Origin of the sequence: Limosilactobacillus reuteri (assembly GCF_013694365.1) — a bacterium.
GTDB classification, from domain to species: domain Bacteria; phylum Bacillota; class Bacilli; order Lactobacillales; family Lactobacillaceae; genus Limosilactobacillus; species Limosilactobacillus reuteri_E.
Window position 1 is genome coordinate 126,320 of record NZ_CP059275.1, and the last position, 16,179, is coordinate 142,498.

Below are 16,179 nucleotides of genomic sequence, written 5' to 3' on the forward strand. Positions count from 1 at the left end.
TCGGACTCTTTGCTAGTCTTGGTCACACTGTATCAATATTCGATAATTTTCATGGCGGGAAAGCAGTGGCAACTAGCGCGGGGATTCTCTTAGCTTATAACCCCCTCCTCTTTGTTGTTGCCTGTTTGATTTTTATCTTTGTCTTATGCTTGACAAGTATGGTTAGTACCGCCAGTATGGTAGGGATTAGTGCAATTTTCATTATCGCCCTCTTCATTCATGCTTGGATTTTAGCAATCGTGGCAGGAATATTAACAGGAGTGGTCTTTTACCGCCACCGATCAAACATTCACCGAATTTTATCAGGAAAAGAATCAATGGTAAGTTTTGGCCTTGGCTATTATTTACGAGAAAAGAAGCTAAATAAATAGATGATTACTTTACAAAACCAACAATTAACCGTAAAAATTGATGAATTAGGTGCTCAACTACATAGTATTAAACGGCAGGATAACGGAATCGAATATTTATGGCAGGGGGACCCCGCTTCATGGAATCGCCAAGCACCAATCCTCTTTCCGTTCGTTGGCCGCTTAAAAGATGATCAATATCAATATGGCAACCAAACTTATCATCAAACACAACATGGTTTTGCACGTGATCGAAAATTCCAAGTTATTGAGCAAACACCATCGATGGTTGTGATGGAACAGCATGATGATAGTGAAACTAAGAAGGCATTCCCTTTTTCATTTAGTCTTCAAGTAAAATTTGAATTAGTTATTGATAAAGTTGAAATTAGCTATGTGGTGAAGAACCCGAGCGGAGATGAAACCTTAATCTATGCCATTGGAGCACATCCTGGTTTTAATATGCCGTTAACTAGTACTGGGGGTTTTGAACAAACAGAATTAAGCGTTAAACCGGCAACAGAATATTCACGGATCGTTTTAGATGGCGCCTATAACGATTCAGCTCATCCACAATTGATTAATATGCAGGATTCATTATCACTTAATCATGATCTTTTTAATAAGGATGCTATTATTTTCAAAACAGATGGCGGCCATTTTACAGCCAAATTAACGGATACTGTTGCTAATCACGGGGTCGTAGTTGATACTTTTAATACAGAATACGTGGGAGTTTGGTCGCAATATCCAAGTACAGCTTCATTTGTATGTGTGGAACCATGGTGGGGAATAGCAGATAATGTCAAGGCTGATGGGCTCCTCCTCCATAAGCAAGGGATGCACCGTCTAGCACCAAATGAAACAGATAATTATCATTTTAGTATTAAGCCATTTTAAATGGCAACCAAAACAACCAAATCAACGGCGAAAAAGACAACTCGTCGCCGTTCAAAAATTAAAAAAAATCTGGTGATCGTGGAGTCACCATCAAAGGCAAAAACAATCGGTAAATTTTTAGGCCGGTCCTATAAGGTTGTGGCTAGTTTAGGTCATATTCGGGACTTGCCAAAAAGCCGGATGGGGGTAGATATTGAAAATGACTACACCCCTGATTACATTTCAATTCGGGGGAAGGGTGATGTAATTAAGGAACTACGGAAGGACGTTAAAAATGCAAAAGCCGTATATCTTGCATCTGACCCGGACCGTGAAGGGGAAGCAATTGCCTGGCACGTTTCAAATATTTTAAAGCTTGACGATGATCAAAAGAACCGGGTTACCTTTAATGAAATTACTAAAGATGCTGTTAAAGAAGCTTTTAAGGAACCCCGAGAGATTAATATGGATCTCGTGGATGCCCAGCAGGCACGACGGGTATTAGATCGATTAGTTGGATATTCAATTAGCCCAATTTTATGGAAGAAAGTCAAAAAGGGCTTAAGTGCTGGTCGTGTTCAATCAGTTGCCCTTTACCTGATTATTCAACGTGAAAATGAAATTAAAAACTTCAAACCAGAGGAATACTGGACAATTGATGCTGATTTCAAGAAGGGCAAAGAAGAATTCAAGGCTAGTTTTTACGGTGAAAATGGTAAGAAGGTTTCCTTGAAGAATAATGATGATGTTCAGGCAGTCCTTTCTAAAATCGATAAAAAGAAAGATTTCGATATTACTAAGGTGACTAAAAAAGAACGTCGGCGGCAACCACAGCCACCATATACGACCTCGACCATGCAACAGGATGCTAATCGTCGTTTGAACTTCCGAACACGAAAGACAATGATGGCAGCACAAATGTTATATGAAGGGATCGACATTAAAGAAGGAGCACCGGTTGGGTTAATTACCTATATGCGGACGGACTCGACTCGGGTAGCGTCAATTGCTAAGCATGAAGCGTCTAACTATATTCATGAAAACTATGGAGCAGAATATGCGGCAATAAAGCCGGTTAAGGGAAAATTACCTGAAGGGGCCCAGGATGCTCACGAAGCTATTCGGCCAACTTCAGTCTATCGGACACCAGCTAAAATGAAGCAATATTTAACCTCCGACCAGTATAAACTTTATAATTTGATTTGGTCGCGGTTTGTGGCTAGTCAAATGACTGCGGAAGTAATTGATACGATGAGCGTTAACCTCCAGCAAAATGGGGTCGATTTCCGTGCAAATGGATCAAAAGTTAAGTTCCCTGGGTTTACGAAAGTATATAAGCGAGGAACTGAAAAAGATAACTTGTTGCCAGAATTAACTGAAGATGACAAGGCAAAAATGATAAAGGACGATCCAGCTCAGCACTTTACCCAGCCACCTGCTCGTTATACAGAAGCGGCTCTTATTAAAACCTTGGAAGGAAATGGCGTCGGTCGGCCATCAACCTATGCGCCAACCCTTGATACGATTCAACGACGGTACTATGTTCGCCTTGTATCACGCCACTTTGAGCCAACTGAATTGGGTGAAATTGTCAACCGAATTATCGAAAAGCAATTCCCTGATATTGTCAATGTCCAATTTACTGCCGATATTGAAGGCAAACTTGATGAGATTGAAGAGGGTAAGCAGAACTGGATTAATGTTGTTGATAAATTCTATCAACCATTCTCAAAAGAAGTTGATGCAGCTGAAGAAGAGGTTGATAAGATTGAGATGAAAGATGAGCTTGCTGGCACAGATTGTGAAATTTGCGGGGCCCCAATGGTTATTAAAATGGGTCGTTATGGTAAGTTCTATGCATGTTCTCGTTTCCCAAATTGTCGGAATACCAAGGCGATTGTAAAAGATACCGGAATTACATGTCCAAAGTGTGGGCAAGGAACGGTTGTTGAACGAAAATCAAAGAAGAACCGAACTTTCTATGGTTGTTCCCGTTATCCAGATTGTGACTTCGTTTCATGGGATAAACCGATTGGACGTAATTGTCCTAAGGATGGGCACTTCCTTGTTGAAAAGAAAGTCAAGGGTGGTAAACAGGTTGTCTGTCCAAATGGAGACTACCAAGAAGAAGTTCAGAAGTAAATGTTACAAGTAAACGATTTTCTATTACGGTTAAGTTTATGTCGCGGAATTGGCTTAGTTTCAAAGTATCGTCTATGGGAGTGTGCTCAACAGGCGCGCTGCTTTAATAATATTGACTATTTGATTGACCATGCAAATGTTAGCTTACGAAGTGCGTCGTCATTGAAAAATAATTGGACAAGTCCAGAGCTTGATCAAGCAGTGGCCTTAAACAGTCAGGAAAAATTTATTACAATTGCGGATCCGTTATACCCGATCACCTTGAAAGAAACGTACTGTCCGCCCTTGGTATTGTTTTATCGTGGTAATCTGAGCTTGCTCCATCAGCCTTCAATTGGTGTTGTTGGCACTAGGCAGATAACTAATTATGGACAGAGCGCTTTACGAGGATTGCTGCCACCAGTAATTAAGCGGCAGATAGTAGTAATCAGTGGTTTAGCTCAAGGAGTAGATGGTTTTAGCCATGAACTGGCGTTAAAACATGGTGGCCTTACTATCGGAGTGATTGGGACGGGTTTAGATCAAGCTTACCCCCGAAGTCACCAAGTCCTTCAAGATGAGGTTGCCAGACAGGGATTAGTAATTTCTGAGTATGGGCGGGGTGAATCACCTGTGGCTTATCACTTCCCAGAAAGGAACCGAATTATTGCAGGTTTAAGCGAAGTGGTTTTGGTTGTCGAGGCAAAGAAAAGGAGTGGGAGTTTAATCACCGCGAATATCGGTTTAGATGAAAATCGGTCTGTATGCGCTATTCCTGGAAGGATTGATGCTCCCTTATCAGTAGGATGTAACAGTTTAATCGCAGCTGGCGCGAAACCAATTCTCAGCGCCCAAGATCTGCTAGACGAGTTTCGGCTGTACGATTCAAGGGCTTGAATGAATAAGGAAACCATTAGTCAAATTAAGGCCCGTTTACAAACTATCACAGATACAACTGATCCTTACTTGCAAACTATTCGTGATGATTCGCGAAAAGGTGTTCAAGCAGCAATTCAGCAATTTGAACGGCGGCTTGCACGGCAGAAGGAAGCTGAAGAGGCGTTCAATAACCGGTTTAAATATGAAAAGTACTACTGGGAAAAGGGATATCAGTATGTTGCAGGAATGGATGAAGTAGGAAGAGGACCATTGGCTGGGCCGGTGGTTACTTGTGTAGTAATTTTAAATGCAGATTTTGACCTGATAGGGGTAACAGATTCCAAACAGTTAACTAGGCATGAACGAGAAAATTTGTATTTACGGATTGTTGATGAGGCGGTTGAAGTTAGCATTGCGGTAAATGATGCGCCAGTGATTGATCAAATGAATATTTATGCTGCTACCCAGGATGCAATGATTCGGGCAGTTAATCACCTTCACCATCGACCAGATCATCTGATTGTTGATGCTGTCCCATTAGCAATTGATATTCCTCAGACGACTTTGATCAAGGGGGATCAAAAGAGTATTAGCGTTGCTGCAGCCAGTATTGTCGCAAAAGAATACCGTGATCACCTAATGCGGGACTATGATTATGTTTATCCAGGGTATGGTTTTGCACAAAATATGGGTTATGGAACCAAAGAACATTTAGCCGGCTTAGAAAAAATGGGGGCAACTCCTATTCATCGGCGCTCTTTTAATCCCGTTCCAAAATATTTAAATTAAATGGCAACAATTCAATGGTTCCCAGGACACATGGCAAAAGCATTACGCCAAATTCGTGAACAAATGCCACTAGTAGATATTTTGTTTGAGCTAGTAGATGCTCGTGTCCCCTATTCGTCACAAAATCCAGAAGTGGCACTAGCTGCAGGAGAAAAGCCCAAACTTTTAATTATGACAAAAACGGACCTAGCAGACCAGAAACGATTAAATGAATGGATTAAATACTTTGAGCAACATAATCAACCAGTTCTTGCTCTCGATTCACGCCAAAATAACGTGGCAAAAGTTGTAACGGCTAAAAGTAAAGAGATATTAAAAGATAAATTGGCAGAAGAAAAAGCCAAGGGAATGAAAAAGAGGCCAATTCGGGCAATGTGTGTTGGTGTTCCCAATGTAGGGAAATCAACTCTTTTAAATCACCTGGTAAAAAAGAACGTTGCGGCTACTGGAAACCGTCCCGGAGTCACTACTGGACAGCAATGGTTGCGGTCATCAGCAGAATTGGAATTACTTGATACTCCTGGTGTCCTTTGGCATAAATTTGCTACTCCTAAGCAGGGGATAATGCTTGCTTTAACGGGAGCAATTAAAGATAGCTTATACGCAAAGGATGATGTAGCGTTGTTTGCCCTTGATTACTTGCGGCAACATCAGCCAGAGATGTTAAAGCAACGTTACCACTTAACTGATGCAGATCTGGACGAATCGGTTGCCAATCCAGATTTACTATTAACGATTACTGCTAAAATGGGCTTTCGTGATGATTATGACCGGGCTAGTGAACGCTTGATTTTTGACTTGCGAAAGGGAAAATTAGGACCAATCACTTTGGAAGTACCTGCTGACCTAAATGAGGATGGACTAAATGAATAAATGAGAATGAGTTTTTATCAGTTTTTAATGACTCAACGAAATCCGAATAGTGCAGATGAAGTTCAACAGTTTGCAAACAATGCTTTTTTGGATACTACTTTTCCTAAGCATTCCGAGGATTTTGATGAAATTTCGCATTATTTAGAAGAAAATGCTGACTATTTGCCATCAATGACAATTTTTGATGAAGCTTGGCAACGGTATATTGATGCAATGAATTAGATGAAAAATTCTGAAGAAAAAAAGACTAATTGGTGGAAATGGGCCTTTTTTTGCTTAGTAGCCTTGATTGTAATTAGCTGTGGGGTTGTGTTAAACAAGGCGACTGCACCGACTCCTGCTACTACAACTAGCAAAGCAGTAAAGCCAAGCGATTCATCAGTAACGGTTGAATTGAATAAAAAACAGGTGAATGCTTTAGCTGCTAATTACCTGAATCAGTTTTTAAAAGGGCAAAAGATCCGTTATGATTTTATTGTTGGCGATCAGTATGCTACCTTGACAGGAAATACTAAGTTTCTAGGGGCTAAGGTGCGATTTGCCATTAACTTTATTCCTGAACGACTAAGTAACGGAAATATCTTGTTGCGGGCTAAGGGACTTTCAGTTGGACGGTTAAATATCCCGATCAAATTTGTGATGGGTTACATTGCAAAGAATTATAATATTCCTAAATGGGTAACAATTAACCCACAAAAGAAGACAGTTTTATTAGACCTTAACCGTTATAGCAAGCACCGTTCTCTTAAGTACTCGGCTCAAGAAATTAACATGCAAGAAGGACGGTTTAAGTTTTTAATCACGGTCCCAACAAGTAATGAATAAATGAAAAAGTGGACTAAATGGCTATTATTATCGCTTTTGGCTATTATGATTATTGGTGGGGGATGGTATACTATTAACCACTTTACAAATTTAACTAGTAATAGTTCAAAAGTTGTTACACCAAAGTATGTTGAAAAGAAAAATGTAAAGCTGGTTGCACTAGGCGATTCCCTTACTCACGGTCAAGGGGACGAGAGTAATAATGGTGGATACGTTGGGGTAATTAAGGAAAAAATCGAACACCGTTACCACCAAACTAAGGTGACAACAGTCAATTACGGGGTAACAGGGGACCGATCCGACCAGATTCTTGACCGCTTAAATCAGCAATCTCAATTACGTAGTGACTTACAGAGCGCGGATGTGATTACGATGACTGTCGGTGGGAACGATTTGATGCAGATCTTGGAAAAAAACGTAATGGGCTCTGAACGGCAAGTTACCAGTAGTGTTGAAAGTGGCGAAAAGACTTATCAAAAAAAATTAATTAAGCTATTTGATGCAGTTCGAAAGGAAAATCCTAAGGCTCCTATTTTTGTGATGAGTATTTATAATCCCTTCTATACCTATTTCCCAGATGTAACAATTATTAACAAGTCAATTAATCAATGGAACCAAACTACGCAAGATACAATGAATAATTATAAGTCAATGTATTTTGTGAACATTAATAAGTTGATGTCATACGGTCAATATCAGACTAAGAGTCAGCAACAACAGCTGGTCAAGGAAGAAGAAAAGGCTAATCAAGGGCAAGTCAGTCAAAAGCGGGTTATTGAAATTATGAATCATAAGGATAAGAACCTTAATAAATACATTTCAACAGAAGATAATTTCCATCCTAATCATACGGGATACGTCAAAATTGCTGACCAATTATTTAAGGTAATGCAAAAACATGATAGCTGGGAATTCACACGGAGGTAAATGGCAAAGATAAAAATTGTTTGTGACTCATCAGCAGGATTAACTGATGAAGAAATTAAAAAATATGACATTACAATTATACCATTAAGTGTAATGATTGATGGGACGGTATACGTTGAGCGTGAAACAATTACAAACGAACAGTTCCCTGAAATGATGAAGAATGCTAAGTCACTACCAAAGACTTCCCAGCCACCAATTGGGAAGTTTGTAGATGCCTTTGATAAGCTAGGTGAAGATGGTAGTGAAGTATTATGCGTTACAATGATGGAATCAATTAGTGGGACCGTCCATGCGGCTGAACAAGCGGCTGGAATGACAAAGACAAAAGTTACAGTCTACGATTCCCAGTCAACCGACCAAGTAATGGGCTTCGAAATAATTGAAGCAGCCCAAGTGATTGAAGCTGGTGGTAGCGTTGAAGATGCAATTGCTAAGATGAAAGAAGTACTTAGTAAATCTGAACTTTACTTGGCAATTGATAATCTTGATAATTTAGTTGCTGGTGGCCGAATTAATAAATTTGCTGGTGCTATTTCTAACCTATTAAACATTAAGGTTATGCTCCATGTGTATGACGGTCAGATTCATATTGAATCAAAAGGCCGTGGCATTAAATCAATGCATAAGGAATGGGATAAGATTTTAGATGAAATGGCACGGGGACCAAAAGTTAAGCGAATTGGAATTTCTCATGTCGATGCTGGCAAAGAAGTAGAACGCTTATTAGCAAAAATAAAAGAACTTTATCCAGAAATCGAGGTTACTGTTCGAGAGACAGTGCCAATTATTGCAACTCACACTGGAATGGGTGCTTGTTGTTTGCTATACTATACAGAATAAATGGATAGACAAAAAGAGACAAGAGATCGGCGTACTTTGCTGATAGAAATAGGTAATGCGGTTACTCATGGGATTGGAGCAGGACTATCAATTGCTGGCTTGATCTTGTTAATTATCAGAGCTGTTCATACTGGTAGTCCCATGCGAATTGTTACCTTTACTATTTACGGAAGTGCTTTAATTCTTTTTTACCTTTCGTCAACCTTATTTCATGCCTTGATCTTTACACGAGCTAAACGAGTCTTTCAAATTCTCGACCATTCAATGATCTTTGTGCTTATTGCCGCGACTTATACCCCCTATTGTTTAGTTAGTATCCGCGGCTGGTTAGGCTGGACAATTTTCGGCGTGATTTGGGGCTTATCTGTTATTGGAATCGTGTATAAATGTATTTGGTTAAAACATAAAAGTAAATATTCAACCATTATTTACATTCTAATGGGCTGGCTATGTCTAGTTGCCTTCATGCCTCTCTGGCATGCGCTTGGTCCAGTTGGCTTCGGATTGCTTTTACTAGGAGGACTTTCCTTTACTCTTGGCGCCCTCTTTTACAGCCGGCCAACGGCATATACCCATTTGATTTGGCATATTTTTGTCCTCATCGGCACGATATTAATGTACTTTTCAATTCTTTTATACGTTTAGATGAGTGAACTGAATTTAATCTGGGCGGAAGATTTGAATGGTTGGATTGGCAAAGATAATACAATTCCGTGGCATGTTTCTGCTGATATGAAGCATTTTAAGACAAAAACTACTGGTCACCCAATTATAATGGGGCGAAAAACTTTTGCTTCTCTTGGCAATAAACCGTTGCCTAAGCGAGAAAATATTGTGCTTACCAGTCAGAACATAGATGCTGAAGGAGTGAAAGTCGTTCATTCTTTAGCTGCCCTTAAAGAATATCTTAAAGCAAATCCAAACGAATATTTTGTAATCGGTGGGGCAACGATCTATCAGCAATTACTCCCAATGGCGACAAAGCTAACACGAACGGTGATAAATAAGCAAATTGTTGGAGATACAAAAATGCCAACGATCGATTATGACCGTTGGCACTTAGTAAACCACAATAATTATGAAAAAGATGACCAGCTAATTTGTCGTTTTGAAGAATGGGAACTAAACGTATAAATGGCAACAAATATAAATGAAGAGCAATACTTAGACTTAATTCGTTATGTTTTGACGAATGGACATCAAAAGGGTGATCGGACAGGAACTGGTACTAAGTCTGTTTTCGGATATCAGATGCGGTTTGACTTAAGCAAAGGTTTTCCTATTTTAACTACCAAGAAAGTCCCATTTGGCTTGATTAAGAGTGAATTACTATGGTTTTTACGAGGTGACACTAACATTCGCTTCTTACTTCAACACAAGAATCATATTTGGGATGAATGGGCATTTAAGAAGTGGGTGGAAAGTGCTGAATATCAAGGCCCAGATATGACAGACTTTGGTCACCGCTGGCTTAAAGATCCAGAGTTTAAGCAGGTCTATCTCCAAGAAAAGAAGGCATTTTGTCAGCGAATTCTTGAAGATGATGATTTTGCCCAAAAGTATGGCGATTTAGGGCTTGTTTATGGAAGTCAGTGGCGAAAATGGAAGACGAGTCAAGGCGACACAATTGATCAAATTGCTAATGTTATCCAGCAGATTAAAACTACTCCAGATTCACGACGGATGATTGTTTCAGCTTGGAATCCAGAAGATGTTCCTTCCATGGCTCTCCCTCCATGTCACACAATGTTCCAATTTTATGTTAATGATGGAAAGCTTAGTTGTCAGCTCTATCAACGGAGCGCCGACATCTTTTTAGGAGTTCCATTCAATATCGCTAGTTATGCATTATTGACGCATATGATTGCTCATCAATGTGGTCTAGAACCTGGCGAGTTTGTTCATACATTAGGGGATGCTCACATTTATCTGAACCACCTTGATCAAGTTAAAGAACAGCTGACAAGAACACCTCATGAAGCTCCTAAATTGATTTTACCTACTAAACCAAAACCAATCGATCAATATGAAATGACTGATATTAAATTAGAAGGCTATACTTATGAGCCGGCAATCAAGGCTCCCGTAGCAGTTTAAATGCAAACAATGCGTGCAGAGGGCCTAACCAGCACATACGGTGAAAAGACCTTATTTGATGATATTTCGTTTATTATCAATGAAAATGATCGAATTGGACTGATTGGTGTTAATGGAAGCGGGAAAACAAGTCTTCTTAACGTAATTAGTGGGGAAGTAAACCCAGAAGGTAGCGGTCAGATCACTAAACCCAATGATTATACGATCGGTTATTTAAAGCAGCAACCAGAGCTTGATGAAAATAAAACAATCATGGAAGCTGTTTTTGAAGGTAAACAACCAGTGTTTGAAACGATTCGCCAATATGAGTTGGCGCTTGAACGCTTTACAAAGCACCCGGAAGATCCACAAGCAATCGACCGTTACACAAAAATGCAGGCACGAATGGATCAAGAAGATGCATGGGAAGCAGATAGTCGGGTGAAGACGATTCTGACCCAGTTAAAGATAAAAGATGTAAGTCAAAAGATTGCTCAACTTTCTGGAGGACAAAAGAAACGGGTTGGGCTAGCACAAGTCTTAATTCAACAGCCAGATCTCTTATTACTGGATGAACCGACTAACCACTTAGACCTCGATTCGGTAGTTTGGCTCCAAGATTTTCTTCGTAGTTATAAGGGTGCCGTCCTTGTTGTTACCCACGATCGATACTTCCTTGATCAAATTACAAATCATATCTGGGAACTATCTTTTGGTAAACTTTATCACTACGAGGGAAATTATCAGGACTTTGTAGCAAAAAAGGCGGAACGAGTAGAATTAGCTAAAGATACTGAGAAAAAGAATCAACAGCTGTATAAAAAAGAATTAGCCTGGATGCGGACAGGTGCAAAAGCCCGTTCCACAAAACAAAAGGGGCGAATCAATCGGTTCCACGAATTAGAGGGAAAAATCGGTAATCTTAAAACCGATGAAGATATTGCTATTAATCTTGGATCACAACGTCTAGGGAAAGATGTTATTCAATTTAAGGATGCTAACTTAAAATTTGATAATCATCAAATCCTTCATGACTTCAATTGGCTTGTTCAAGCAGGTGATCGAATTGGAATTACTGGTGAAAACGGGGCAGGTAAGACGAGTTTATTAAACGTAATTGCCCAACGTGTCCCTCTAGATAGTGGTGTCCTTAAGATTGGTGAAACCGTTAAGTTAGGATATTATACCCAGCAAACAGAAGGAATTGACAATGATAAGCGGATGATTAGTTTCTTGTCTGAAATTGCAGATAATGTTACTGATAAAGATGGTAATAAGCTTAGCGTTACCCAATTATTAGAACGTTTCCTATTCCCTCGCTTTATGCATGGTACTTTGATCCGAAAGCTTTCTGGGGGTGAAAAGCGACGATTATACCTCTTAAAAATCTTAATGCAGCAGCCTAACGTCTTATTACTAGATGAACCAACTAACGACCTTGATATTGGAACACTGACAGTTCTTGAAGATTACCTAGATAATTTTGCGGGAACTGTTATTACGGTTTCTCATGATCGTTATTTCTTAGATAAAGTGGCCGACAATTTGCTAGTCTTCAATGGAAATGGTGATATTGAGCGTTATACGGGACGCTTTACTGATTATTTAACTGCTAAAAAAGAAGAAGCAGATAAGGATAAAGAGCTTAAAAATGATCAAAAAGCCCTTGCTAAAAAGCAGGCAAGTAAGCAAGAACCAGCCAAAAAAGAAAAAACAAAACTTACTTATGCTGAACAACTCGAGTGGGATCATATTGATGAAGAATTAGACGCCCTTGATCAACAGCATCAGCAATTAGAAAATGAAATGGCTAAAGCAGCAAGCGATTATACGAAAATTGCTAAGTTACAGAAGCAGCTAAATGAAATACAAGAAAAAATTGATGAAAAGACAGCTCGTTGGGAGTATTTAAGCACATACGTTGACGAGTAAATGAAAATAAAACAATTACCAGCTATATTTGAACCAGCACGCCCTGTTTTACAAAAAATAGAGGAGGCCGGCTACGAAGCATATTTTGTTGGCGGTTGTGTCCGTGACACTATTTTGCATGATGAGATTCATGATATAGATATAGCGACGAGTGCTTACCCTAGTGAAATAAAGGCGATTTTTAACCATACTGTCGATACCGGAATTGAACATGGTACAGTTATGATTCTCGACCATGGAACGGGATATGAAACAACTACTTTTAGAACCGAGTCAGGTTACCAAGACTACCGCCGTCCTGATAAAGTGACTTTTGTTCGTTCATTAAGTGAAGATCTCCAGCGTCGAGACTTCACAATTAATGCCCTCGCCTTACGGGAAGATGGGGAAGTTATTGATCTATTTGACGGACTAGAAGACTTGCAAAAACATCTTATTAAAGCAGTTGGCAACCCTAATGAACGTTTTCATGAAGATGCTTTACGGATGATGCGGGCCGTGCGTTTTGCAAGTAAGCTTGATTTTGTCATTGATACTGCAACATTAAAAGGGATTAAAGGAAATGCACCATTATTAGAAAAAATTGCAGTTGAACGAATCCGGGTTGAACTAGAAAAACTATTGCTGGGTCAAAATCCAGTAGCGGGTTTAAAAGATTTTATTGCGACTGGATTGTACCAATATTGTCCAGGGTTGGAAAATGCGCAAGCTGCTTTATCGGCTTTATTAATCCTTAACCAATGGCATTTGGAAAATGAGGTCCAATTGTGGTCAGTTTTGAGCTTACAGCTCCAGCTTGATCAAAAAGAAATTGGTAAATTCTTAAAGAAGTGGAAGACAGCAAATGATTTAATTGCGCAGGTCAAAAAAGTAGTTCCAGCAGTCCAAGCAATTCGTCAACGTACGCTTACGCCAACACTAATGTTTAATACCGGTGAAACAGCCCTCCATGATGCTAACCAAGTAGCTAAGTTATATGGATGGGCAATTAATGATGAGGAATTACAAAAAGCTTATCAAAAATTACCAATTAAAAATGCTAAAGAATTAGCAATTGATGGTCGAATATTAATTACTAAAGCGGGGGTAAAACCGGGACCATTGATGGGGAAGATTCTTCAGCAATTAACGTTGGCAGTAGTAAATGGCGAAATAGCTAACGATGCAACAACCTTATTAGAAAAAGTAGAAGAGATAACGAAAGAGGGATAAATGACCTACTCAGAACAAATGCTTGATCAATTAGAAGCAGGAAAATTAAAAGAAGCCCAAAACTCATTTAAACTCGCACTAATTAATGATGATGATGATATGTTATTTAGCCTTGCGGAGGAATTGTACGCATTGGGCTTTCTTCAACAGGCACGAACGATTTACTTAAAATTATTAGATTGTTATCCAGATGAAGATGAATTAAAGACTAATTTAGCGACGATTGCAATTGATGAAGGACATAATGACGAAGCTTTATCATACTTAGCCCAGATTAAACCAGACTCGCCAGCTTATGTTCAATCATTACTGGTTGCCGCGGACTTATATCAAACCGAAGAAGAATTTGAAGTGACGGAGGAAAAGTTAAAAGAAGCTTACGCGTTGGCTCCCGATGAACCAGCTGTTGAATTTGCGCTTGGTGAATTTTACTTTATGGTTGGCCAATATTCTGAAGCAATCCAATATTACTTCCAACTAATTAAAAATGGGTATACTGACTTTGCAAAAGTTGATATCGCTGGACGTCTAGGGATTTGTTACGCTCAGAGCGGTCAGTTTAAGAAGGCTTTAGGGTACTTCAATCAGGTTAAACCGGAATACCAGACTAGTGATATTCGTTTCCAAAAGGGGTTGACCCGACTTCAATTAGGAGATACTGAAAAGGCAATAAAAACCTTAGAGGATCTTATCAATGATGATAACCAATATGCGTCTGCTTATCCTGAACTAGCAAAGGCATATGAAAAGGAAAATAAGTATCAGCAGGCATTACGAGTTGTCCAAGAAGGGCTCAGTGTTGATCAATACAATGAATACCTTTATTCATTAGCAGCTGAAATTACCAGCTACCTTGGCGACCAAAAGTTAATGAAGAAATACTTGGTAAAAGCGCATGAACTTGCTCCAGAGAATATGACGATTACTTTACAATATAGTAATTTCTTGCTTCACCAACACGATGATGAGGCAAATATTAAGCTCCTGAGTCCATTGGTAAAAGAAGATGAAACAGATCCACAATTATATTGGAATCTAGCGCGGTCATATCAACGAACTGATCAGCTTGAATTAGCCGGAAAATATTATGAAGCTGCTTTGCCGGCATACAGTGAAAATCCAACATTCTTAAAAGAATTAATTAATTACTACCGCGAAACTGGTGAAACTGATAAGTTAATGGATGAATTGGAACGCTATCTCCGGTTAGTCCCAACAGACACTGAAATGCAAGATCTTTATGACCAATATGAAGATTACAAATAAATGGCAAACAAAGCAGAATTAGTAAGCAATGTTGCTACTGCAACTGGCTTAACCAAGAAGGATGCTACTGCAGCTGTAGATGCTGTTTTCAGTTCAATTCAAGCATCTTTAGCTAAGGGTGAAAAGGTTCAATTGATCGGCTTCGGTAACTTCGAAGTACGTCAACGTGCTGCACGTAAGGGCCGCAACCCACAAACTGGAGAAGAAATCAACATTCCTGCAAGCAAGGTACCAGCATTCAAGCCTGGTAAAGCTTTAAAGGACGCTGTTAAGTAATTGGCAAATCCAATCGTAGCAGTTGTTGGTCGTCCAAACGTTGGAAAATCAACATTATTCAATCGTATTGCGGGAGAACGGATTTCAATTGTCGAAGATACTCCTGGAGTTACTCGAGATCGTATTTATGCTCATGCTGAATGGTTAGGAAAACATTTTAGCATGATTGATACTGGCGGGATCGAAATATCAGATCAACCATTATTGACACAGATTCGCCAACAAGCAGAAGTTGCTATTGATGAAGCGGATGTAATAATCTTCGTTGCCGATGTAGAAAATGGTGTAACTGATGCTGATGAACAAGTAGCACGAATTTTATATCGCTCCAATAAACCAGTGGTCTTAGCTGTTAATAAAGTCGATAATCCAGAACGGCGGAGTGATATTTATGATTACTATTCCCTTGGTCTGGGTGAACCGTATGCAGTTTCAAGTGTTCACGGTATTGGAATGGGTGATCTTTTGGATGCTGTTATTAAAGAGTTTCCTGATAACGCTGCTAATGATGAAGATGACTCCATTCACTTTAGCTTTATTGGGCGTCCTAATGTGGGGAAATCATCACTAGTTAATGCAATTCTAGGTGAGAACCGGGTAATTGTATCTAACGTTGCCGGAACTACCCGTGATGCCATTAATACTCAATTTGAAACAGCAGATGGACAAAAATTCACAATGGTTGATACTGCTGGAATCCGCAAAAAAGGAAAAATTTATGAGAACACTGAGCGTTATTCATTGATGCGGTCCATGCGAGCAATTGATGATAGTGATGTTGTACTTGTTGTCCTAAATGCAGAAGAAGGTATTCGTGAATTAGATAAGCACATTGCTGGATATGCTCATGAAGCAGGATGTGGGGTTATTATCGTCGTTAATAAGTGGGATACATTAAAAGAAAAAGACCACCGAACGATGACAGATTTTA

General features: G+C 39.4%; 18 protein-coding genes (2 of these 18 only partly in view). All 18 read left to right on the top strand.

What is annotated here, in order from left to right; genetic code table 11:
- Tightly spaced (each overlapping or abutting the next), the 18 genes in view from plsY to der form a layout consistent with a single transcriptional unit that may run on beyond the window.
- A protein-coding gene (gene plsY / locus HHK02_RS00705) for a glycerol-3-phosphate 1-O-acyltransferase PlsY (protein ID WP_003670914.1) crosses the window boundary here: on the top strand, positions 1–371 show its 3' portion. 259 nt of this gene lie to the left of the window's left edge; the window shows 371 of its 630 coding nt (coding positions 260–630); its start codon lies beyond the left edge, outside the window; the stop codon is at positions 369–371.
- The gene (locus tag HHK02_RS00710) at positions 372–1,250 is read left to right on the top strand and encodes an aldose 1-epimerase family protein (protein WP_181462573.1); all 879 of its coding nucleotides are present in this window, start codon (positions 372–374) and stop codon (positions 1,248–1,250) included. It begins immediately after the preceding gene.
- A complete protein-coding gene (topA, locus tag HHK02_RS00715) occupies positions 1,251–3,371 on the top strand; it encodes a type I DNA topoisomerase (protein ID WP_181462574.1) in 2,121 nt (706 codons plus the stop codon).
- Positions 3,372–4,247: a DNA-processing protein DprA gene (dprA, locus tag HHK02_RS00720; protein ID WP_087215666.1), complete on the top strand. Its 876-nt coding sequence runs from the start codon at positions 3,372–3,374 to the stop codon at positions 4,245–4,247.
- Positions 4,248–5,018, top strand: a complete 771-nt coding sequence (locus HHK02_RS00725) for a ribonuclease HII (RefSeq protein ID WP_003670909.1) — start codon at positions 4,248–4,250, stop codon at positions 5,016–5,018.
- The gene (ylqF, locus tag HHK02_RS00730) at positions 5,019–5,891 is read left to right on the top strand and encodes a ribosome biogenesis GTPase YlqF (protein WP_003670908.1); all 873 of its coding nucleotides are present in this window, start codon (positions 5,019–5,021) and stop codon (positions 5,889–5,891) included.
- On the top strand, positions 5,892–6,113 hold the full coding sequence (locus tag HHK02_RS00735) for a YozE family protein (RefSeq protein ID WP_003670906.1): 222 nt from the start codon (positions 5,892–5,894) through the stop codon (positions 6,111–6,113).
- On the top strand, positions 6,114–6,716 hold the full coding sequence (locus tag HHK02_RS00740; RefSeq protein ID WP_085719980.1) for a YpmS family protein: 603 nt from the start codon (positions 6,114–6,116) through the stop codon (positions 6,714–6,716).
- Positions 6,717–7,643 carry an SGNH/GDSL hydrolase family protein gene (locus tag HHK02_RS00745; RefSeq protein ID WP_181462575.1) on the top strand — a complete coding sequence of 309 codons (927 nt, stop codon included), beginning with the start codon at positions 6,717–6,719 and terminating at the stop codon, positions 7,641–7,643.
- Positions 7,644–8,486, top strand: coding sequence for a DegV family protein (locus tag HHK02_RS00750; RefSeq protein WP_181462576.1), 843 nt, complete (start codon positions 7,644–7,646; stop codon positions 8,484–8,486).
- Positions 8,487–9,131: a PAQR family membrane homeostasis protein TrhA gene (gene trhA, locus HHK02_RS00755; protein WP_085649508.1), complete on the top strand. Its 645-nt coding sequence runs from the start codon at positions 8,487–8,489 to the stop codon at positions 9,129–9,131.
- Positions 9,132–9,620, top strand: coding sequence for a dihydrofolate reductase (locus tag HHK02_RS00760; protein WP_003670900.1), 489 nt, complete (start codon positions 9,132–9,134; stop codon positions 9,618–9,620).
- On the top strand, positions 9,621–10,583 hold the full coding sequence (locus HHK02_RS00765; protein WP_181462577.1) for a thymidylate synthase: 963 nt from the start codon (positions 9,621–9,623) through the stop codon (positions 10,581–10,583).
- On the top strand, positions 10,584–12,494 hold the full coding sequence (locus tag HHK02_RS00770) for an ABC-F family ATP-binding cassette domain-containing protein (protein ID WP_181462578.1): 1,911 nt from the start codon (positions 10,584–10,586) through the stop codon (positions 12,492–12,494).
- Complete coding sequence (locus HHK02_RS00775) at positions 12,495–13,706, top strand: CCA tRNA nucleotidyltransferase (RefSeq protein ID WP_181462579.1); 1,212 nt, start codon at positions 12,495–12,497, stop codon at positions 13,704–13,706.
- On the top strand, positions 13,707–14,972 hold the full coding sequence (locus HHK02_RS00780; protein ID WP_152711620.1) for a tetratricopeptide repeat protein: 1,266 nt from the start codon (positions 13,707–13,709) through the stop codon (positions 14,970–14,972). It abuts the gene before it with no gap.
- Entirely contained in the window at positions 14,973–15,248 is a 276-nt protein-coding gene (locus tag HHK02_RS00785; RefSeq protein ID WP_003666054.1) for an HU family DNA-binding protein, read from the top strand.
- On the top strand, positions 15,249–16,179 hold the 5' portion of the coding sequence (gene der, locus HHK02_RS00790; RefSeq protein ID WP_035157732.1) for a ribosome biogenesis GTPase Der. The gene runs 383 nt beyond the window's last position; 931 of the gene's 1,314 nt are visible here — the first part of the coding sequence; it begins with the start codon at positions 15,249–15,251; its stop codon lies off the right edge, out of view.